This window comes from Bacillus sp. AFS015802, from assembly GCF_002561455.1.
Taxonomy (GTDB): Bacteria; Bacillota; Bacilli; order Bacillales; family Bacillaceae_B; genus Rossellomorea.
On the sequence record NZ_NTUP01000002.1, the window covers coordinates 131760 to 152760 of the forward strand.

At 46.2% G+C, this 21001-nt stretch carries 23 protein-coding genes; 10 read left to right on the forward strand and 13 right to left on the reverse strand.

The annotated features are described in order from the left end of the window. The first annotated feature begins 138 nt into the window (after positions 1-138). Positions 139-1644 carry a leucyl aminopeptidase gene (locus tag CN378_RS01175; RefSeq protein ID WP_098350095.1) on the forward strand — a complete coding sequence of 502 codons (1506 nt, stop codon included), beginning with the start codon at positions 139-141 and terminating at the stop codon, positions 1642-1644. 745 nt (positions 1645-2389) lie between these two features. Continuing rightward, positions 2390-3706 (forward strand): Na+/H+ antiporter family protein, encoded by a 1317-nt coding sequence (locus tag CN378_RS01180; RefSeq protein ID WP_098350096.1) that lies wholly within the window; start codon positions 2390-2392, stop codon positions 3704-3706. A 56-nt stretch (positions 3707-3762) separates the two neighbouring features. Here CN378_RS01180 and CN378_RS01185 read toward each other — a convergent pair whose 3' ends face one another. Next, positions 3763-4149: a YuzC family spore coat inner layer protein gene (locus CN378_RS01185; protein WP_098350097.1), complete on the reverse strand. Its 387-nt coding sequence runs from the start codon at positions 4147-4149 to the stop codon at positions 3763-3765. Positions 4150-4320: 171 nt separating this feature from the next. Between CN378_RS01185 and CN378_RS01190 the strand changes: the two genes are divergently transcribed. Together CN378_RS01190 and CN378_RS01195 are read left to right on the forward strand one after the other, a co-directional pair. After that, complete coding sequence (locus tag CN378_RS01190; protein WP_218924811.1) at positions 4321-4698, forward strand: PaaI family thioesterase; 378 nt, start codon at positions 4321-4323, stop codon at positions 4696-4698. A gap of 71 nt (positions 4699-4769) precedes the next feature. Continuing rightward, positions 4770-5138, forward strand: a complete 369-nt coding sequence (locus tag CN378_RS01195; protein WP_098350099.1) for a DUF2188 domain-containing protein — start codon at positions 4770-4772, stop codon at positions 5136-5138. A gap of 50 nt (positions 5139-5188) precedes the next feature. On the opposite strand, the gene mnhG is transcribed toward CN378_RS01195, so the two are convergent. From mnhG to CN378_RS01230, 7 genes are read right to left on the reverse strand one after another with little or no spacing between them, the layout of a single operon-like run. Continuing rightward, positions 5189-5551, reverse strand: coding sequence for a monovalent cation/H(+) antiporter subunit G (mnhG, locus tag CN378_RS01200; RefSeq protein ID WP_098350100.1), 363 nt, complete (start codon positions 5549-5551; stop codon positions 5189-5191). After that, a complete protein-coding gene (locus CN378_RS01205; protein WP_098350101.1) occupies positions 5535-5819 on the reverse strand; it encodes a Na(+)/H(+) antiporter subunit F1 in 285 nt (94 codons plus the stop codon). Before CN378_RS01205 ends, mnhG begins: the two co-directional genes overlap by 17 nt. Continuing rightward, positions 5819-6295 carry a Na+/H+ antiporter subunit E gene (locus CN378_RS01210; protein WP_098350102.1) on the reverse strand — a complete coding sequence of 159 codons (477 nt, stop codon included), beginning with the start codon at positions 6293-6295 and terminating at the stop codon, positions 5819-5821. Before CN378_RS01210 ends, CN378_RS01205 begins: the two co-directional genes overlap by 1 nt. A 6-nt stretch (positions 6296-6301) precedes the next feature. Then, positions 6302-7783 (reverse strand): Na+/H+ antiporter subunit D, encoded by a 1482-nt coding sequence (locus tag CN378_RS01215; RefSeq protein WP_098350103.1) that lies wholly within the window; start codon positions 7781-7783, stop codon positions 6302-6304. Continuing rightward, positions 7776-8117 (reverse strand): Na(+)/H(+) antiporter subunit C, encoded by a 342-nt coding sequence (locus tag CN378_RS01220; RefSeq protein ID WP_098350104.1) that lies wholly within the window; start codon positions 8115-8117, stop codon positions 7776-7778. Before CN378_RS01220 ends, CN378_RS01215 begins: the two co-directional genes overlap by 8 nt. Continuing rightward, entirely contained in the window at positions 8117-8551 is a 435-nt protein-coding gene (locus tag CN378_RS01225; protein ID WP_098350105.1) for a Na(+)/H(+) antiporter subunit B, read from the reverse strand. The genes CN378_RS01220 and CN378_RS01225 overlap by 1 nt, the downstream gene beginning before the upstream one ends. Further along, on the reverse strand, positions 8548-10953 hold the full coding sequence (locus CN378_RS01230) for a Na+/H+ antiporter subunit A (RefSeq protein WP_142323559.1): 2406 nt from the start codon (positions 10951-10953) through the stop codon (positions 8548-8550). The genes CN378_RS01225 and CN378_RS01230 overlap by 4 nt, the downstream gene beginning before the upstream one ends. Before the next feature lie 304 nt (positions 10954-11257). On the opposite strand from CN378_RS01230, the gene CN378_RS01235 reads away from it, so the two are divergent. Further along, positions 11258-11515, forward strand: a complete 258-nt coding sequence (locus tag CN378_RS01235) for a hypothetical protein (RefSeq protein ID WP_098350106.1) — start codon at positions 11258-11260, stop codon at positions 11513-11515. Positions 11516-11677: 162 nt separating this feature from the next. Continuing rightward, positions 11678-12253, forward strand: coding sequence for a DUF5366 family protein (locus CN378_RS01240; RefSeq protein WP_098350107.1), 576 nt, complete (start codon positions 11678-11680; stop codon positions 12251-12253). 49 nt (positions 12254-12302) lie between these two features. On the opposite strand, the gene CN378_RS01245 is transcribed toward CN378_RS01240, so the two are convergent. Beyond that, positions 12303-14150 (reverse strand): transglycosylase domain-containing protein, encoded by a 1848-nt coding sequence (locus CN378_RS01245; protein ID WP_098350108.1) that lies wholly within the window; start codon positions 14148-14150, stop codon positions 12303-12305. A gap of 16 nt (positions 14151-14166) precedes the next feature. Then, positions 14167-15378, reverse strand: coding sequence for an MFS transporter (locus tag CN378_RS01250; RefSeq protein ID WP_098350172.1), 1212 nt, complete (start codon positions 15376-15378; stop codon positions 14167-14169). Between the two features lie 284 nt (positions 15379-15662). Between CN378_RS01250 and kapD the strand changes: the two genes are divergently transcribed. Then, positions 15663-16283 carry a 3'-5' exonuclease KapD gene (kapD, locus tag CN378_RS01255; protein WP_098350109.1) on the forward strand — a complete coding sequence of 207 codons (621 nt, stop codon included), beginning with the start codon at positions 15663-15665 and terminating at the stop codon, positions 16281-16283. 46 nt (positions 16284-16329) lie between these two features. On the opposite strand, the gene kapB is transcribed toward kapD, so the two are convergent. Next, positions 16330-16728: a kinase-associated lipoprotein KapB gene (kapB, locus tag CN378_RS01260; RefSeq protein ID WP_098350110.1), complete on the reverse strand. Its 399-nt coding sequence runs from the start codon at positions 16726-16728 to the stop codon at positions 16330-16332. Between the two features lie 242 nt (positions 16729-16970). On the opposite strand from kapB, the gene CN378_RS01265 reads away from it, so the two are divergent. The 3 genes from CN378_RS01265 to CN378_RS01275 all read left to right on the forward strand — a co-directional run bounded on the left by CN378_RS01265 (position 16971) and on the right by CN378_RS01275 (position 18623). Next, positions 16971-17561, forward strand: coding sequence for a peptidylprolyl isomerase (locus tag CN378_RS01265; RefSeq protein ID WP_098350173.1), 591 nt, complete (start codon positions 16971-16973; stop codon positions 17559-17561). A gap of 189 nt (positions 17562-17750) precedes the next feature. Then, complete coding sequence (locus CN378_RS01270) at positions 17751-17951, forward strand: hypothetical protein (RefSeq protein ID WP_098350111.1); 201 nt, start codon at positions 17751-17753, stop codon at positions 17949-17951. A 144-nt stretch (positions 17952-18095) separates the two neighbouring features. Further along, a complete protein-coding gene (locus CN378_RS01275; RefSeq protein ID WP_098350112.1) occupies positions 18096-18623 on the forward strand; it encodes a superoxide dismutase family protein in 528 nt (175 codons plus the stop codon). A gap of 65 nt (positions 18624-18688) precedes the next feature. On the opposite strand, the gene CN378_RS01280 is transcribed toward CN378_RS01275, so the two are convergent. Both CN378_RS01280 and CN378_RS01285 read right to left on the reverse strand, forming a co-directional pair. Beyond that, the gene (locus CN378_RS01280; protein WP_098350113.1) at positions 18689-19849 is read right to left on the reverse strand and encodes a MalY/PatB family protein; all 1161 of its coding nucleotides are present in this window, start codon (positions 19847-19849) and stop codon (positions 18689-18691) included. A gap of 97 nt (positions 19850-19946) precedes the next feature. Beyond that, positions 19947-20855 carry an alpha/beta fold hydrolase gene (locus CN378_RS01285; RefSeq protein ID WP_098350114.1) on the reverse strand — a complete coding sequence of 303 codons (909 nt, stop codon included), beginning with the start codon at positions 20853-20855 and terminating at the stop codon, positions 19947-19949. Between the last annotated feature and the right edge of the window lie 146 nt (positions 20856-21001).

Consider the following 21001-nt stretch of genomic DNA (forward strand, 5'->3'; position numbering starts at 1 on the left):
TCAAATGTTTGAATAAAAATAATGTTCTCATTATATCATACCCCATTTACACCTGGTCTAACTTTGCAGACCGGATTGTTAGAAAGTCGAAATAATTGGATATCTTCGCTATAATAGAGAGTGGAGGTGTCGGTTAACATGAAATTTTCTATTAATCAAAATGAAGTAACCACTGCAAATGGAGAATGCCTGATCGTTGGGATTTACAATCAGCCAACATTCGAGGGAGAGCTGAAAGCACTCGATCATACGTTTGAAGGCTATCTAACACAGCTTGTGAAAGATGGAGATATATCTTCCAGGCACAAGAAAGTTTCAAAGATACATACGTTTGGAAAACTGGATGCGAAACGAATCGTATTCGTAGGTCTTGGAAAGCAAAAAGAGCTGACATTCGATCTTTTAAAAGAATCATTGGGGGCAGCGTCAAAATCCCTGAAGGATATGAGAGTATCTTCATTTTCTGTCGCACTCGACACATTTGTTTCTGAGGAAATGGTGGCAACGGATGTAGCCCATGCGTTCACAGAAGCCTTCACGATGTCTACATATGAGTTCCATGGTTATAAGAAAAAATCGAATCAGCCTGAAGTCCATGTAGAAGCGATCGAGTTTTATACAAAAGCAGATTCAAAAGAAGTAGAGACGGCTTTACAGATTGGATCCGCCTTCGGTAACGGGGTAAATTCAGCCCGTACACTCGTCAATACTCCTGGCAATCTATTAACCTCGACAAAATTGGCAGAATATGCAATGGAATTGGCCGAGCGCTACAATTTTGAAGTGGAGATCCTGGACAAAGAGGAAATGGAGCATCTGGGCATGGGAGCCCTTCTTGCCGTAAACCAGGGATCCGTGGAACCGCCTAAGATGATCGTCCTGAAGTATAACGGGAAGGACGAGTGGAAAGATGTCATCGGTTTGGTCGGAAAAGGGATCACATTTGATACAGGCGGCTACTCTCTTAAACCAAAGGATGGAATCGTCGGGATGAAAACCGATATGGGCGGTGCTGCGGCTGTTCTCGGTGCCATGGAAATCATCGGTGAAATCAAACCTGAACAAAATGTCGTTGCCGTCATCCCTTCAACGGACAATATGGTGAGCGGCGCTGCATTCAAGCCGGACGATGTCATTACATCCATGAGCGGTAAAACCATCGAAGTATTGAATACCGACGCTGAAGGCCGTCTCGCCCTTGCTGACGGCATGACCTATGCGAAGCATCAGGGAGCGAACTACCTGGTGGACGTTGCAACCTTGACGGGCGGTGTCATCGTCGCCTTGGGTGAGGATAAAACAGGGGCCCTCACAAACAATGAAGCCTTCTTCGAGCAGGTGCTGGAAGCTTCAGGTGAATCAGGCGAATACATTTGGCAGCTTCCTTATACGGAAAATGACAAAAAGCGCGTACGCGGAAGTGATATCGCCGACCTGAACAACTCACCGGGCCGCGCTGGCCACGCCATCATGGGTGGGGCATTCGTCGGGGAGTTTGCCGAAGGCCTGCCTTGGGTGCATCTGGATATCGCAGGAACGGCCACAACAAAAGGAAGCCACGATCTCGGCCCTTCAGGTGCGACAGGTGTCATGGCAAGGACGCTTGCATTACTGGTCGAACGGTTTGAACCTTTAGAGAAATAACATTATAAACATGTTGAGAGAGTCTCTTTTCAATGCCTCAGTTTGGTGGGGGCGTTGAAAGGAGGCTTTTTTTGTAGGAGATATCGTGGATTCTAGTAGATGTGGCTTAGAGGATGTGTCTTGTTCCGAATGGGTGTGGACTTAGGAGATAATTGGTAAAAGACGCAAATGTGGAAAAAATGACGCAATCCTGTCCGGAAATGACGCAATCCCCTTCGAAAACGACGCAAATACCAGATGCCCACTCTGTTCAAAGCATAAACAGATCCATAAGAAGTCTATGAATAGATGTATTTAAGCTATAAGAGGTGATTTGCAGGTCCTTATTAGAATGGAAACTGCTCGAAATAGTGACGGATTGGGGTAAAGTAGAGTGGAACCCAGTCGGAACGGTACTGTATCCGGTCTAAGTGGAATGGTAACCCGTTGGAATGGCGAAAAATCCGTCCGTTTTAAGTCCGAATCCAGCCGATTTAATGAAAAATCCAGCCTTTTTACACTTAATGGTAAAATAAAACCACCTCAGCTAACCATAACTAGCCCACTCCCACGATACCCCGCTGCCAAAAAACCCCACTCCATCTTTCATCCTGCTAAAGTATTGACAAACTCTCTTTATCTTGTTAAAGTTGAAATCGTGATTTTATTACTCTACCAATTTAGCGAACTAAAGCAACGAGCTAAAACAACGTACTAAATCAATTCAACAAATCAATAAATCAACTATCTTAAGGAGGAAGTAATTATGAACGCAGTGGTTATAGCGGTTCTTGTCATGCTGGTACTGAGTCTGGTACGCGTGAACGTTGTGTTCGCTCTGATCACCGGTGCGTTAGTCGGGGGACTGACAGGCGGACTGGGGTTGGACGAGACGATTTCCGTGTTTACTGAGGGAATCAGCGGCGGGGCAAGTATCGCGTTAAGTTATGCATTACTAGGAGGATTTGCCGTAGCGATTTCCTATACGGGAATCCCCAATCTACTCGTTGACTGGGTGTTGAAGGTCGTCGGGAAAAAAGGAGATTCAAGAAAGACAGCCTTATCAAAAGCACTTATTGTCATTTCCATTTTAATTATGGCTTGTTTTTCACAAAATGTGATTCCGATTCACATCGCCTTTATTCCGATTCTGATTCCACCATTGTTGAAGGTGATGACAGAGTTGCGCATCGATAGACGCTTAATCGCCTCGGTGATTACGTTTGGATTGACGGCCCCATATATTCTGTTGCCGGTAGGGTTTGGTTTGCAGTTCCATGAAATCATCGCTCAGAACATGGCTTCGAGCGGAATGGAGATCAACTTGAGCGACATTCCGAAAGCGATGCTTCTCCCTGTAGGAGGAATGGTAATCGGGTTACTGGTTGCCGTGTTTGTGAGTTACAGAAAGCCAAGGGACTACAGTGAAGCGAGAGAAGTGGTCGCAGAGGAAAAGGTCGTTTACAATAAACGGGCGATGATTTTCGCGCTTATTTCCATCGTAGTGGCCTTATACGTTCAGCTTCAGCTGGAATCGATGATCTTCGGGGCACTGGCCGGGATTGCCGTCCTTTATCTTTCAGGTTCAGTTAAATGGAAAGAAGCAGACGGTTTACTCAATGAAGGGATGAAGATGATGGCCTTCATCGGGTTCGTGATGATTACGGCATCAGGCTTTGCGGCAGTGGTACAGGCAACGGGTGATGTAGAAACATTGGTGAAAGCGACAGCAGACGTCATTGGAGGCAACCAGGCTCTTGCAGCCCTCCTCATGCTGGTGGTCGGGCTTCTGGTGACCATGGGGATCGGTTCTTCATTCGCGACGATTCCGATCATCGCAGCCATCTTTGTCCCCCTTGCCATTGAGCTTGGGTTCAGCCCACTCGCAACGATTGCGATTGTCGGCACAGCAGGTGCACTTGGGGATGCGGGGTCACCTGCATCGGACAGTACGCTTGGACCGACAGCCGGGCTGAATGCGGACGGACAGCATAATCACATTTGGGATACATGTGTCCCAACCTTTTTACACTATAATATCCCACTGATCCTGTTCGGTTGGATTGCAGCGATCATATTATAAAGGAAAGAAGCAAGGGCATGCCCTTGCTTCTTTTTTGTGCAAAAGGAAGTCGGATGTTACATCCAGCGGACGATCACAATCAGATGACAGCAATCCACTTGTCCAAGCTTTTCGTCAAAGACGAGGCGCACTCCGTCAGGGTTAAATGAGACAATGGGCTGTACACTGGTGCCGATGGTTTGAAGTAGTTTATGTACTTCAGCTACATTCGATTGCTGTGCTGCGTTCATGAATTTCGATGAGAATTCTTTGGAGGTGTTGATCTTTTGGAGAACCTTCTGGGCATCTCCCAGTAAGTTCAACGTCTTACCTGCTGAAGACATGAACGTTTTCGTCTGGATCGGAGGATAGTTCCGATTGTAGGCAGGTAATGGTTGGGCCCTGGAATGAATGGGAGAGTAGGGGCGTTGGACGGGCGGATAAAATGGATGATAACGATACATGACATTGACCCCTTTCAGGTAGAAATCGCTCTAAGGATATGTATGAAAGGGAGTGGAGGATTATTCATCAATTGAAAGCATGACGGGGATAGGTGGAAAATTAAAGGGTTTTAACGGTCTTTCTCGAACAGATAATAGAGAAGAATAGAATATGAGGTGATTCACGTGAATATGGAGAATACATTGATCAGTGCGTTAGGGATAGAATTTAAAGAGCTGGGGAAGGGAAAAGTCATTGCGACGATGCCGGTGAATGAACAGACGAGGCAGCCGTTCGGATTCCTTCACGGCGGGGCTTCAGTGGCACTTGCAGAAACGGTTGCGAGTGTAGGGGCGGTACAATTGATCGACCTTGATAAAGAAATATGCTTTGGCCTTGAAATCAACGCGAACCACATTAAAGCGAAGCGGGATGGCGTTGTCACGGCGACCGGGACCGTCATGCATCAAGGCAGGACCACGATGGTTTGGGAGATCAAGATCACCGATGAGGACGATCACTTAATCTGTGTATCACGATGCACCATGGCCGTCGTTCCAAAACGATAGCAGCATATAGGTTTAAACAGTGAAAAAATGGGAAATCAACTACTAACCAATATATTAGGAGGCCAATACAAATGAGTTGGACAAAAAATGATTATCCTGATTCACTGAAAAACCTGCCTTCAGACGTTCGAAACAAAGCCATAGAAATCGCCAATGCCCTTCTGGACGAAGGCTACGAGGAGGGTAGGGCGATTGCCATTGCGACGGACCGTGCCCATCAGTCTGAAGAGGGGAGCACATCGGATAAGACCGAATATCATGTAGCCCCCCATGACGACGGCTGGCAGTTGAAAAAGGCTGACGGGAAGAGGGCCATCATGGTGGAGGACACCAAGGATAAGCTTCTCTCAAAAGCCAAAGACTATGTGACGGATCATTCCGGTACACTGGTTGTCCATAAGCAGGATGGAAGCGTCGAAGACCACCTGTATCAGCGATAGACAAGACAAAAGGCTTGACCCTTATGAATGGGGTCAAGCCTTTTTGATCGTCATTGACTGTTCTGACGCTCGTATTGTTCTTTATCCTTTAAATCATCCCGTACACTTTTGTCCCAAAGCTTTACGCCTGAGTTGTAGGCGGCCCGGGAGATGAGATGACCAGAGACAGGTGCCGTCACAAAAATGAAGACGATGGCCAGGATCAGTCTTGAATTGAAATGCCCATGCTCCAGATAAAAGTAAAGGAAAGTCGCGAGCAGGATCGACATGACCCCGAGCGTCGCACTTTTTGAAGCAGCATGGTTCCTCGTATATACATCCGGAAGTCTCAATAAGCCGAAAGCGGTGACCAGGCTGAGAAATCCTCCAATGACTAAGAAAAATCCGATGAAAAATCTAATGATCTCGCTCACGTTCGATGATCTCCCCTTTCTCTAAGAACTTTGAAAAGGCGACGGTCCCGAGGAAAGCAAGGATTCCCAGAAGCAGGATCACTTCGAGAAAGGCGTACGTATCGAGCATCATGGAAACGAGCGCAATGATGGCGATCAGGTTAATGCCGATCGCATCCAGTGCCACTACCCGGTCAGGGGTCGTGGGACCTTTCACGACTCTGTATACCAGGCCGAGCATGGAGAGGGAAACGCATAGCAATGTAATTTGAAAGATCAGGTGTAACATCAGCGGCTCACCTCCATGATGGCTTTCTCAAAGGAATCTTTAATCTCATTGATGGCTTCATCCACATCGGGAATATCGATGGCATGAACATACAGAATCTTATTGTCATACGACACATCCATGACGAGTGTCCCGGGTGTCAGGGTGATGAGATTCGCAAGCAGCGTAATCTCCCAATCGGTTTTTAATTCTGTCGGTAGAGCGAAAATTCCCGGCTGGAAGTCCAGCTTTTGCCTCAAAATGGTTTTCAGAACCGCAATGTTTGCCAGAATCAGTTCCTTCAAGAAGAGGAAAAGTAAACTGATCACGGCTGCGACCCGTAACAAATAAAAACGGGAGTTGAAAAATCTTCTGAATGCAAAGATAATAAGCAATCCTAGTAAAAAGCCAATAATGAATGACTGAGAAGTAAAGGATACCGAAAGAAACATCCAGACAAAGGCCAGGAAAAAGTTTAATAAAATTTGAAAAGCCATTCTGCATTACTCCTTTAACACTGCGTCTATATAGAGATCCGGGTTCACCAGTACTTCGGTTGCTTGTGAGAAGAGTGGACGCAACGCTTCGGCACCCAGGCCGTAACCTACAGCAAGCACAACGAGTACGGCTGAAGTCATCCATAAATAACGTGCGTCCCCTTTTGAAACCCCGTTATATTCCTTCGGGGTTCCCCAAATACCATTCAGGAAAATCTTAATGACGGAGTAGAGCACCAATAGACTTGAAGCAAGGACGATTCCTGCCCCTACATAGTCTTCTCCCGCAAAGCTTCCCCGCACGATTAAAAATTTCCCGATAAATCCGCTTAAAGGCGGGATGCCGGCAAGGGAGAATGCGGCGACGAGGAACGTCCACCCAAGCCACGGATAGTGCTTGATCAATCCGCCCATTTTCCTCAGGTTGGCCGTGCCGGTTATGGCAATCATGACGCCGACCAGAAGGAATAAAGCGGCTTTGATGATCATGTCATGAACCAGGTAATAAATGGAACCCTCCAGTGCTTCGGGATTCATCGTCGATACCCCGAACAAGATCACACCGACGGCAATGACGATGTTATAGATGATGATCTTTTTAACATCCCAATAGGCAATGGCGCCGATACAGCCAAGCACCATGGTAAGGATGGCCAGTATGCCGAGGATCTCATGGGTAAATCCGGTGTCGTGATAGAAAAATAACGTGTATGTCCGGATAATTGAATAAACGCCGACCTTCGTAAGCAGGGCTCCGAACATAGCGAGCACGGGGGTCGGTGGCGCATAGTAAGAGCCGGGCAGCCAGAAGTAAAGGGGAAAGATCGCACCTTTAAGACCAAAGACCAATAGAAACAGGATGGCGATGGCTGTTAGGATCCCCGGCTGATTCACTACCGCTATTTTTCTTGATATATCCGCCATATTCAGCGTTCCGACGACGGAATACAGATATGCAACGGTAATGACGAATAAGGCGGATGAAATGACATTCACGAGAATGTATTTGATCCCCTCACGCAGCTGTGCCTTCGTCCCGCCAAGAACCAATAGCACGTAAGAACTCATCAGCATCACTTCAAAAAAGACGAAAAGGTTGAAGATATCCCCTGTTGTGAAGGCTCCGTTCACTCCAACGAGGAGGAATTGAACGACGGGATAGTAATAAAACCTTTCCCGGTCGACCCCAATCGACTTGAATGAATAGAGCAGCACTATAAAGGTGATGATGCTTGTCGTCATCACGAGCAGAGCCGAAAGCATATCGGAAACCAGTGTAATTCCAAAGGGGGCCACCCAGCTCCCCAGGTTAACCGTCTGGATTCCGTCCTGATGTACTGTATTGATCAATACGAGGGAAGCTGCGACCGTGATCAGTGTCGATACAGCCGAGATCCCGCGTTGTACTTTCACATATTTACTTATAAACATTAAGATAATCGCCGTGAATAACGGGATTAGAATCGGTAGTATTAATAAGTTAGTCATTTCCTTCGTTACCTCTCATCTGATCCATATTATCCGTGCCAAGCTCCTGATATGCCCGATAAGCGAGAACAAGGAAGAAAGCTGTCACTCCAAAGCTGATAACGATTGCCGTCAGGATCAATGCCTGTGGCAATGGATCTACATAGGATTCAGCGTGTTCCCCAAGTAGAGGTGCAGCTCCCCCTTTAAGACCACTCACAGAAAGAATTAATAAATGGGCACCGTGACTTAATAAGGCTGTCCCGATGATGATTCGGAGCAAACTCTTGGATAACATTAAATACACGGCGCTTGTGAATAGAATCCCGACCACAACGGCCATTACAATCTCCATTATTCGCTCACCCCAATCGTTTGAATAATGGTCATGGTGACACCGATGACAACAAGATAGACTCCGGTATCAAATAATACGGCAGTATGAAGGGACGTCTTCCCTAAAAGGGGAAGATGAAAATAATCGTATGCGTGGGTAAGGAAAGGGACATCGAATAACAAAGCCCCAGCCCCCGTGGCCACGGAAAAGAACAGACCGATGGCCGTCACGATTTTGTAATCCACCGGTAAAATGGTGGCGACGGTCTTGATATCATACGCCAGTAACAGTAACACAATGGCCCCAGACGTCATCAGGCCCCCGATGAACCCTCCCCCCGGGGTGTAGTGACCCGAGAAGAAAAGTCGTAATGAAAACAGGATGATGATGAATGCGACCACATTGGTTACGGTTTGCAGGATGACATCATTCGTTTTTACTTTTGCCTTCATCCTTCATCCCTCCTTGTAAGACGCAATTTGATCATGGAGAATATGCCCAATGCCGCAATGGCCAATACGCAGATTTCAAACATCGTATCAAACCCACGGAAGTCTACGAGGATGACGTTGACCATGTTTTCCCCGCCGGCTTTATCATGGGTATTCTCAATATAGTACTTCGAGATCGATTCAAACATTTTCGAACTGTAGGAAGAGATGGCAAATAAAGCGACGACCACTCCGACCCCGATCGAAATTAAAGCATTCCCCAGTTTGAACCGCATCCGTTCTTCATGCCTGCTTAATTGAGGCAGGTGATAGAAGCAAAGCAGGAACAGGGCCACTGACACGGTCTCGATGACTAGCTGTGTCAGGGCAAGGTCCGGTGCACGGAATAAGACAAAGAATAATGAAACCGTATATCCCGCAGCACCGAGCGAAATGATGGACGTTAATCGAGATTTTGCAAACAGGATGGTGACCGAACTGATCACAAGGAGAAGCGCAATGGCAATTTCGTATACTCCGACTGGCGCCAGCTCTTCCGTATTGATGGTGAACGCCCCTTTGAACCACAGTGCAAACAGCGATATGGCGATCAAAAAGGAGAAGATGTACACGAGATACGTACGGATAAAGCCTGTCATATATCCCCTCGTAAAGTTATGTGCACCTCGTTCGCTCTTGATCATTCCTCCATCATAGAAAGAGTTCAACGTAAAGCGTTCAGGGATCCATTTGTACACCTTCCTCCATGAAGGGAGCAGGAGATACAACAGGATTCCAAATAGAATGACCCCAAAGGTCATGAATAGCTCAGGAGTAAATCCATGCCAGAATGAAATTTCCGTTTCGACTGCATATCCCTCCTGGATCAGGCTTGGCGTGATGGCCTCCACTGCCGGGGCAATGATCCGCTCTGAAAGGATATTCGGAAAGAAACCGAATACGACTACGAGTGAAGCCAGGATGATAGGTGAAATCAACATTCCAAGCGGTGCTTCATGAGGCTTCTTTTCAAGCTTCTCGGGCTGGTGCTTCCCGGTGAAGGTCTTGAAGACCAGGATCATGCTGTAAATGAACGTGAACACACTTCCGACCCAGGCAAGGAGCGGGAAGATCATGCCGAATGTATCCAAGCTGAAAATATCCATTTCCAGGACCCTGACCATTCCGGTGAAGAACATTTCTTTGGAAAGGAACCCGTTGAAAGGAGGGAGCCCCGCCATGGAGAATGCCCCGATGATGGCAATGGTGAACGTGATGGGCATGAAGTTCATCAGCCCGCCAAGCTTCCGGATATCCCGGGTACCCGTTTCGTGATCAATGATCCCGACGACCATGAATAAACTTCCTTTAAATGTCGCGTGGTTGATCAAATGAAATACAGCGGCGAGTGTCGCGACCATATAAATATTCTCATCCAGCTCTGTGTAGTGAAGAGCCGCCGCCCCCACTCCCAATAGGGACATGATGAGACCGAGCTGACTGACGGTTGAAAAGGCAAGGATCCCTTTAAGATCCGTCTGTTTCACGGCATTGAAAGACCCCCAGAATAAGGTGAAGATCCCGATTCCGCCAACCAGCCATAACCAAACGCTTGATTCTGCGAACACCGGGCTCAAGCGGGCGACGAGGTAGATACCCGCTTTAACCATGGTGGCAGAGTGCAGGTACGCACTGACAGGTGTGGGTGCTTCCATGGCGTCCGGCAGCCAGATATGGAATGGGAATTGAGCGGATTTCGTGAAAGCTCCCAACAGGACAAGAAGCAAGGCAGGAAGGAACAGTGCCTGAGTCATGAGCTGATCGGCCTGTCCGACTAATTCCCTGATGCTGAAGGTCCCGCCCATTAGATAGAGAAGCAGGAACCCTCCCAGCATACTCAGTCCGCCAAATACGGTGATGAGCATGGATTTCTGTGCACCATATCGTGAACGCTCACGGTGATACCAGTAACCGATCAGTAAGAATGAGGATATGGAAGTGAATTCCCAGAACATATAAAGAACGATCAGGTTATCGGAAAGGACAACTCCCAGCATCGCTCCCATAAACATCATCAAGTACACATAAAAGTTATGTAACTGTTCTTTCTTTTTATCTAAGTAATAAATCGAATATAGGACAACCAGTGAACCGATCCCTGTGATGAGCAAGGCAAAAAGCAGTCCGAGCCCGTCGATATAGGCGATGAAGTCGATCCCGAAGGAAGGCATCCACTCCAAGGTTTCCTTGACGGTATCTCCGTTCTTTGTGATGGAGATGAATTGAAAAAAGTAAGTGAATAAAGCGACCGGCAACAAGAGTACAAACCAGCCGGTATGCACATTCCGAAATGCTTTATAAAGAAATGGAATGAGTATGGCAAATAAAAAAGGCGATAAAATAGCCCAATGTAATAAAGTCATATATAACCCCCCTCATATAAAATTCATTTATTCTAAAGCATGGTCTCATGTCGATCCTGTCCATAACCTTGCAAATTCCTTCAAAACCTCGACAAACGCTGAACCTCAAAGAGCATTATAACGTAAAAAATAAATGCTTGCATTACTCAGGATTCCATTCGTATCAGATTATTCACGGAGTATTAAATATGAAGATAGGCGGAAATGTCCCATGAAAAATTTGTTGGATTTTCTCCTTTTATCCGTGCTCCTACAGAATAGTTTCGGTCAAATTGGAGAATCCTATCCATAAGGTGGTGAAGTTATGAAAAAGAAAACAGTAGCGGTTACGACCATATTTTTTGCTTTTTTTGGCTTTGCGTGGCTGGTTGAAACCGAAGACCGGTTTAATCGGGGAATTATTGAAACCGAAGACCCGACAAGTATGAATATCAGACCGGTTCAATACGGCGAAACGGAAGAAGTGGAAGAGGAGATGACGAAAGAACCTGTCCCCATGAGACAGCCATTTAAATCCAGGGAATATATCAGAGTTGTCCCGCATTCCCAATTTCAGCAGTGAAGCTGTCCTTTCTTCCATTACAGAAGGGGCAGTTTTTTGTTTGAAAAAGACAAAGATAGATAGGCATATTGTCATTGTTCCTTCTGTTTCTATACCCTTTTCAAGATCCCCATAAACGATTATGATGAGAGTGGTTGTAGAATCGTTATGGGAGAGTTTTCAGTGAAAAATACATACTTAACAAGTTATTTACCCCTATTTTCAATATTATTGTTCAGTCTTACATTTTCCGTTTATGGAGTGGACGTATTCGTAGACGTATTTAAGAAAATCGGTGTTTATCCCGGCATGAGGGAGTTTTTATCCGATATACAGCTTAAGCTCGCCATTTTGATACTGTTAATGGTTGCTTTTTTTATGGTGTTTGCAGCTTTGAAGCTGATCGCGGAGACCATCAATGGTGTATCCATGCTGTTTTTCGCCAGTGATTCGGATGGGGAGTTGTATAATCTTGTTCGTTCAGGTTCGATGATTTACTTCATCGGGGGCTTGTTGTCTGTGGTGAGTCTAAAGTCGTTTTTAGGACTTTTCATCATCTTTGCACTTAGTTCGATTGCCTACTTTATTTATTTTGTGTATAAGATCAGCCCGTCCCTTTCGAAATGGGGGATCCTGGGAGTAGTGAGTTTACAGGTGTTCTCCTGGTCATCATTGTTTTTGACGATATTCTTTGTTTTTCTGAAGCTTTATAACGGAGTGATGGCAAGTTTGCCGATTATGTCAAAGGTGAAATTATAGTACAAAAGAGTCTGCAGCATGTGCTGCAGACTCTTTTGTAGGTTTGGGGTCATTCCATGATGGCCTTCCATATTTTATGGCTTGGACGCTGGTGTTCGATCCTGCTCATGTCGCGGGGGATGTCATGGCCGACCCATACGCCTGTCGTAAGTGTGTCGGTCAAACCCATTACCCAGTAATCATGATAGTTATTTGTCGTCCCGGTTTTGATCCCCACATAGGGTTTGGATACGTAAGCGGCTCTTCCGGTACCGGATGTGGCTACTTCATTGAGCATTTTTCTTATCTTAGCTGTGGTATCCGGAGACCAAACCTTCTTAGGATCATTTTTCCATTGATAAAGGATGTTACCATTATTATCCTTTACGTGAACGATGGCATGACTAGCCTGATAATTCCCATCAATAAAAGAGGTGTAGGCATCCGTCAATTCAAGGGGACTCATCCCATAAGTGAAACCACCTACGGAAGAGGCATAGGTTTTGTCTTCGTTAACCACCCTTTCAAAGGAGAAAGGGGAGATGGATTCGAAGGCTTCTTCAATGCCGACCTTTTCCATGAGACGGACAGCCGATCCGTTGTAGGATTGTGCCAGGGATTGTTTCAACGTCACCGTCCCGGGACGGACCCCTCCATAGTTGATCGGACAATAGTCGCCGATGCAGTAAGGATTGGCGTTCACTTTATCATTGATATCTGCCTTGTACTTTTCGATATAGGGACCGTATACAAGGAGTGGTTTGATGACGGATCCCGGCTGGCGGAAAGCTTGAAACGCATGGTTGAAGTTATACTTCTGGTAGTTTCTCCCTCCGGAGATGGCCACGATGTTTCTAGTTTTGTTGTCGATGGTGACGGTGGCCCCCTGTAAATCTTCCAGCAGCTGAACATTCAACGCCTGTACACTTCTTTGTTGAAGGACAGGCTGCAAAGCCGTTTGAATCCGGACACCTGACGAAATCACATCCTGAAAACGTTCCTCGAGCTCCCCGGCGATCCTCTTCTTTTCCTCAGCAGAAGAAGCGTTTTCCAATTCCACTTTATAGCCTTCGTTTAGAGCGATGAGATCCTTTAACTCATTCTCCACATAGAAAGCATAGTCCGGGTAAAGGTCGGTTTTCTTGCGGACATTCAGGGTGATGGGAACTTTCTTCCATTTTTCTGCTTCATCCTTGGATAATTTTGAAGTATTCACTAGAATATCAAGCAGTCGTTCCTGACGTACCTTGGTTTGATCGAAGTGTTCGACGGGATCATATTTTCCCGGGTTATTCGGAATCGAAGCGATAAACGCCATTTCCGCTTGATTGAGTTCGGTGACACTTTTTTGAAAATAGTACTGGGATGCCGTTTCAATCCCGTAGACCCCATTACTGAAGTAGATCACATTCATATATAACTCCAGTATCTCATCTTTTGACAAAGATTGTTCGATTTCATGGGCGTAGAATAACTCTGTCAGTTTACGATTGTATGTCTTTTCCTGTCCCAGATAGAGGTTGCGTGCCAGCTGCTGGGTAATGGTGCTCCCGCCCTGTTGGATGTGGGTGAACACCAGGTTTTTCACGACAGCACGCAGGATGGCACCTGCATCGAAACCGACATGTTCATAAAAATGCTGATCCTCTGAAGCGACGAGGATATCCTTTAAGAACGGCGGAATCTTTTCATCCGGGACATATAGACGGAAAGGACGATTCACCTCAGAAAAGACCTTTCCGTCCTGATCCAGCAGTAAACTCGTACGGTTCAGTTCGATCGTATCGGTGCTCACCGCATGCTCCAACTCCTGTTGAAAACTCTGCACCTTGTTCCATTCATCTGTCGCAAAAAATAATGTGGTAAAAAAGATGAGCATAAAGCTGATCACCGTTACATATCCTGCAAAAACTCTCATATTTCACTCTACTTTTCTAGTAATCTCTCACATGGCTGGTTGTTTCAGAATGACGTATACTCCACCATAATAATCCAAATGCCCCCAAGAATAAAGCACCTGTTACATAAAAAACAGAAGAAATGCCGATATATCCCGAAACGATGCCGCCAAAGGCAGGACCGATCACATTTCCGAGAAACCGAAAGCTTTGATTATATCCAAGAACTTCCCCCTGCATGCTTAAAGGTGCTTCCTGGCGGATATAAGCCGTGACGCAAGGGATCATGCCACCGATTGCAATCCCGAACAGGAAGCGGAAAAGGACAAGCTGCCACAGTTCGACTGCCAGGGCCTGTGGAACGATGAAGATAGAGGCCAGGACGAGAAGGATCGATAATACCTTTTCATATCCGATATCGTCCCCGAGTTTTCCCCATCGTCTGGTAGCAATCAGATTCCCGAATCCCGTTGCCGAAAACGCAATCCCTGCCAAAAATGCAAGATTCGTAGAAGAGGTAAGCTCATCTACATACAGGGCGAGAAGCGGTTGTATGCTGAAGTTCGCCACCTGGATAAGGAATGACAGCACAAGCACCGTGACGAGCAGTTTATGACTGAAGATATGGTGGAGGACTTCCTTACTCGAATACTTGTTCCGTTGATCACGCTGCTCCTTGCTCCGCTTTTCATCAATGCCGAGTAATACGACAGTGGCAGCCGTTGCGATGGCAATGGAAGTGAAGATGAATGTGTAGGAAAACCCGACATTATCAGCGAGAAGCCCTCCGATCACCGGACCGAATAACCCGCCTGAAACAGTCCCCATCTGCAGGGTGCCAAGTGTACGGCCTGCTTCTTCCTTCGGGGTCTGGGATGAAATCAAAGCCATGGATGTAGGGATGAAGCCGGTCACAGCCCCCATGATCATCCGCAGCACGAACAGTCCGAGGACCGAATCCATGAAGCCCATCAGGAAAATGGACGCAGCAATCCCGTATCCAGTGATCAGGAGGATCGGCTTATACCCGAAACGATCCCCGATCCGGCCCCATAAAGGAGAAATGAAGAACGCCGTCAGGAAGGTAACGCCGAAGACAAAACCCGACCAGCGCTGTACATATTCGTGACTGTAGGATCCGAAGGTTTCAATGTAAAGGGATAGAAAGGGCAGCACCATTGTGGCACTTGCCGCCACTAAAAAATTGGCCATGAGCATGATTGTCAGATTCTTTTTTCTGTTTGAAATGGTTAACACCTTCTATATGAATTTTTATTTCGTATACCTAAATATTCATTTTATTAAAGATACGGCCCATAGTCCACCGAAGAACATTTATTCACATGGAAAACCGGGAAATAGTCATAATTCCCGGGCGCATCATGATATAATGTAAAAATAAGAAGTATGGAGAGACGGTCACCTTGCCGGTTCTCTGTCCGGATGATGAAGCAAGGAAATAAGATCATGGCAAAACATTCTTTATTATAGATGAATTGGGGTCTTATCGACATTTTGAGGAGGGAGTTTAAGTGGCGAAAGCGGAACAGCTTGTATTTATAGATTTTGAGTTTTCTATGCCGGAACGACATAGGGTCCCCAAAGGTTTCTTCCCTGAAATCATCGAAGCAGGCGTAGTGGTCGTCCAGGATGGAAAAGTGAAGGATACATTTTCCTCATACGTGAAACCGACCGCATTCCCTAAACTGACCAACCGCTGCAAGCGATTTTTATCCATCAGCCAGGAAGAAGTGAATTCGGGAATATCGTTTCAATGCCTGATTGATTATTTTAACGTATTGAACGCCAGGGGAGTCGCGAAGGTAGTGACGTGGGGAAATATGGACATGAAGGTACTGCGTGATAATTGTGCACAGTCGGGCATTCCATTTCCCTTCCAAGCTCAGTTCGTCGATCTATCCATGGAATACAAACGCTTCTTTGGAGATCAAAATCAGACGGGGCTGTGGAAAGCCGTCCAGGAATACGGGAGGGAAGGAGTCGGAAAGCACCATAAAGCGCTGGACGATGCCCTCACCACCCAGCATATCTATAACCTGGTCGAAAAGGACAAAAAATACCTCGATAAAGCCGAACCCACCACCATCGGAGACAGAATCGACCTCTCCAAATTCTATAATCAGCTCGCTTGAAAAGACGAGGGACGGACCTTCNNGAAGGTCCGTCCCTCGTCTTCAGTTAAAATGTAAGGTTATACATCAATTCATATTCCCTTTGGATGGAGCGAAGGGTTTCAAGGCTTTTCACAGCATGGGGGGAGGCGTCTTGTTCGAGTTCGTTCTTCAACGTCAAGAATGAATGGACGAGTGTCTCGTTGTAATCCGGGATGTCCCCATCATATGGCTTGACCATTTTCTCCGGCATATTTGCCCGCTCCCCGTGGGCAAGGGCTTTACGTTCGTGAAACAGTGGTACATCAACTTCCATTGGATTGTGAAGGTCGCCCTGTCTCGGATGCTTCAAGACCGCAAGAATCTTCACTACGAAGGCACCTGGGCGTTCATCCGTGACTTCCCCCACGTATTTACCCGTTTTATAAAAAGCCGTGACATAATCACCAATTTGTATGTTTTTCATAAAAAACCTCCTCTAATACACCAATCTCTATTATAATGAAAGCAGAATGGTACTCTGAAATAACTACTATAAAGGTAACATGTGGAGGTACATATATGAAGCGTTTAATCATCGTGACCCTGTGTTTACTAGGTTTAGTTCTTGCCGCTTGTGGACAAACAGAAAAGGAAGATACCACAAAAGAACAGCCCAAAACGGACGATAAGCAGAACACTGCAGAAGAAACCAAAGGAGATGAAAATATGACGTACCCTCAGCTTACAAAAGAAGTGGGCGAAAATGAAAGGTTAGTCGAAATGAACACATCGATGGGAACCATCAAGATCAAACTATTCCCGGAACAGGCACCGAAAACCGTGGAAAATTTCATCACTCATAGTGAAAAAGGCTATTATGACGGATTGAAGTTCCACCGCGTCATCAAAGATTTCATGATTCAGGGTGGAGACCCGAACGGAAACGGAACGGGCGGCGAAAGCATTTATGGTGAATCGTTCGAAGATGAGTTCTCGCCTGAATTGTTCAACCTCCGCGGCGCCCTATCCATGGCCAACGCAGGTCCCGACACGAACGGCAGTCAATTTTTCATCGTGCAAAAAAGGGACATTGACCCGCAATTGGAAGACCAGATGAAATCCGCAGGCTTCCCGGCAGAAATCATCGACGCCTACATGGAAAATGGCGGGACACCATGGCTTGACCAAAAACATACAGTGTTTGGACAAGTAGTGGAAGGCATGGACATCGTAGATAAGATCGCAAATGTAGAAGTGGGTGCAAACGACCTTCCGAAAGAAGATGTTGTGATTAAAAATATCAAGGTTGTAAAATAATCACCACAGAGCTGTGAACACCATCTTGGGTTTACAGCTCTTTTTCATGGGGGAAAGAAAGGATATTTCCTCGGAAATTGTCGAGTGGCCGTTCAAGAAATCGTTGAAAAACGGAACATTTTGAAGTTGGTTTGTACTTTACAGTGTTGTTATAATGAAAAAAGAGTTTGTTTTCGAAAGGAGCGTACCATGCTTTCTTCATTTGTATTAAATCTATTTCTCTACTTCCCAGAAGATAAAACGGAATATATCCCGGCCGGCATCACCATGGCCATCTTCATGATCGGCGCCCTGCTGACCTTCCGGATCATCCAGAAAGCCTCCAAACGCGAAGAACTGAAGACCAAGGCAATGGAAGAACAAGCACGAATTCAAAAAAGAACAGAATAAGCTGAAACGAACACGCTTTGCAGGGCGTGTTTTTTTGTGGTCTTGTCTAAAATCCATATAGCACCTCTTCACGCACATAGGAATATTTTTCACAACAGGCGTCAAGAATGGTGAATGAGTATGCAGATATGGAGGAAGTGCGATATGACAAAAATATCTCTGATATATATCATCCTGTTCACAGCATTTATAAGCGGATGTGCAATCGAAAACCCCAAAAAGGTGGAAGTCGAAATGAAAAACGAGAACGGTGACTCACTGGGTAAAGCCACCCTGCAGGAGCAATCTGACGGAGTCGAAGTCGGACTGGATCTTGAGGGGCTGCCTCCCGGGGAACATGCCATCCATATTCATGAAAAAGGAGTGTGCAAGCGTCCGGACTTTGAATCGGCTGGCAACCACTTCAACCCCGATGATACAAAGCATGGGCTCCTTCACCCTGAAGGGGCGCACGGAGGGGACCTGCCCAATCTCATCGTGGGGGATGACGGGACCGTGAAGGTGAAGCTCATGGCACCGATGGTTACGTTGTCAAAGGGGAAGACATCACTCTTTACCAAAGAGGGTACTTCACTCATCATCGATGAAAACAAGGACGATGGGATGACACAGCCTTCCGGTGATTCGGGTAAACGCATTGCCTGTGGCGAGATCAAGAGTGATAAAAAATAACATATATGAAAAATGTACCAGGTACAATCAGATCGATTTGTACCTGGTACATTTTTATGGTTGTATTACCCCAAAGCGGCCTTTAATCTTTCAAGCCCATCCTTCAGCGTCTTACGTGGACAGGCGATATTCATCCGTACAAAACCTTCCCCGCCGGGACCGTATTTCGTCCCTGGTTCCAACGCGAGTCCCTCATCCAAGAGGCGATTCTTCAGTTCTTCATCGGAGAGGTTCAATTTCGAACAATCGATCCAGAGTAAATAGGTTCCTTCCGGTTCGACAAGCTTCAGCTCAGGCAGATGCTCTTCAAGGAAGTTCTTCGTCACCCTTACATTTTCCTCAAGATAGTCGAGGATTTCTTCCAACCATTGTTCCCCGAGGCGATAGGCTGCTTCCATTCCGACGATGCCGAATGTGTTAAGGGTGAAGAAGCCCTGCCTTTTGTGAACACCGGCAATTTTTTCGCGGATATCCGGGTTCGGCGTAATCATGGCCGAGGCCTGTAATCCGGCAAGGTTGAAGGTCTTGCTTGGTGCGATGCATGTGATCGTCATATCCCGGAAAGTAGCATTCAGGGATGCAAGGGGTGTGTGGGTATGCCGTTTGAAGACAAGGTCCGAATGGATTTCATCTGACACGATCACGACATTGTATTTGTGACATAGTTCAGCCATCTTTAAGAGTTCTTCCTTTTTCCATACCCGTCCGCTCGGGTTGTGAGGGTTGCAAAGCAGGAATACCTTCACACCTGTTTGAAGTGACTCTTCAAAGGCTTGAAAGTCGATGGAATACCTTCCGTCATGATACTCCAACCTCGCATTCACGATTTCCCGGTCATTATCTTCCACGAGATTGAAAAAAGGAGTGTAGACGGGTGACTGAACGAGTACCTTGTCACCGGGGGATGTAAGTGCCTGAATGATTGTTGAAATGGCGGGTACCACTCCCGGACTGTATTGTAGCCATGTGGTATCTATTTCCCATCCATGCCGCTTCCGGACCCATTCCTTGATGCTTGCAGCCGTTTCATCCCCTACAAAGGTATAACCGAAGATTCCGTGCTTAAGCCTGTGCTCAAGCGCCTCCAATACGTCCTTCGGCGGAAGGAAGTCCATATCTGCCACCCACATGGGCAGGACATCGTCTTTCCCAAACACTGTTTTCGTGAGGTCCCATTTGACAGAAGAAGACCCTTTCCGGTCGATGATTTCTTCAAATTTACTCATCGGATATTCCCCTTTCGCTTATGTATTTATTAATATCATCATATGATGGAATCGAAAAAGATGAAAATGATATGCAAGAAAAAAGGGACTTCCCCCCTCACGTTTCAGAAATGAGCGTTTGGGAAAGTCCTTTTTGAAATAGGGGCTCTGTCTGGGTTTCGCCTGAAATTTCCTCTGCAGCTGCCGATACAAATTCCTGAATATGCCCCAACACTTCCGTTGGCTTTTCTTCAGGAACAAGATGGCCCGTTTCTTTCAGGACCACGAGCTTCGAGTTCGGGATATCCTGTTTCAGCCTGTGTCCCGTTGATAAAGGCACCACCCTGTCGTGTTCTCCCCAAACGAGAAGGCAGGGTGTTTGGATGTTTTGCAGGTCATTCACTGATAAATCCCCTTCACGGTCCCGGATCATCCTCGTCAAGGCCTTGAAAATATCATCCTCCAGAAAAGGCTTCAAATACCCGAACATCATTTCATCGTCGATCAATGAAGCATCATGCACTACATTTTCAAGATTATTCCTCACCCCTGACCGTGTCAGCCACAGTTTCACATAAAGATGGAAAAAAGGGATGTGACTCAGCGTCGTGACAAGCCGGTTCAGTCTCTTGAGATACCCGGAACTGCATAGGAGAACACCTTTTTCAACTAAGGAAGGGGCCTTTTTCATGACATTCAGGGCGATCTGCCCGCCCATGGAGTGACCCGTCAAATGGATGTTGCGTACATCCAGGTGATCCAATAATGAAATGACCGTATTCGCCAGGTTGTCGTAGGAGTAGATGAACGAGTTGTTTTTACCGCTGTTCCCAAAGGGTGGGAGATCGATGGAAATGACGTTATAATTTTCTTTTAAAAGAGGAGTAAGCCGTCTGAAGCTAAAGGTTGATGACAGGAATCCATGAAGAAGGACGAAGGTTTCTGAGGCAGTGGGATGCACATGATGCTCATAATAAACATCGGCACCGTTTACCTGAACCACTTTTGCGAAATCATGTTCTTGCATCCTCCGTCACTCCTTTCAATCTGTTTACAGATATTTTACCCGCATTTTTTCATTTAACACCTTGATTCGGAAGTTATAACATATCCATTCCCGGTAAAGGGGAAAATAGCGTTGGCCCTTTTCATATGCGAGACTTCTGATATAAT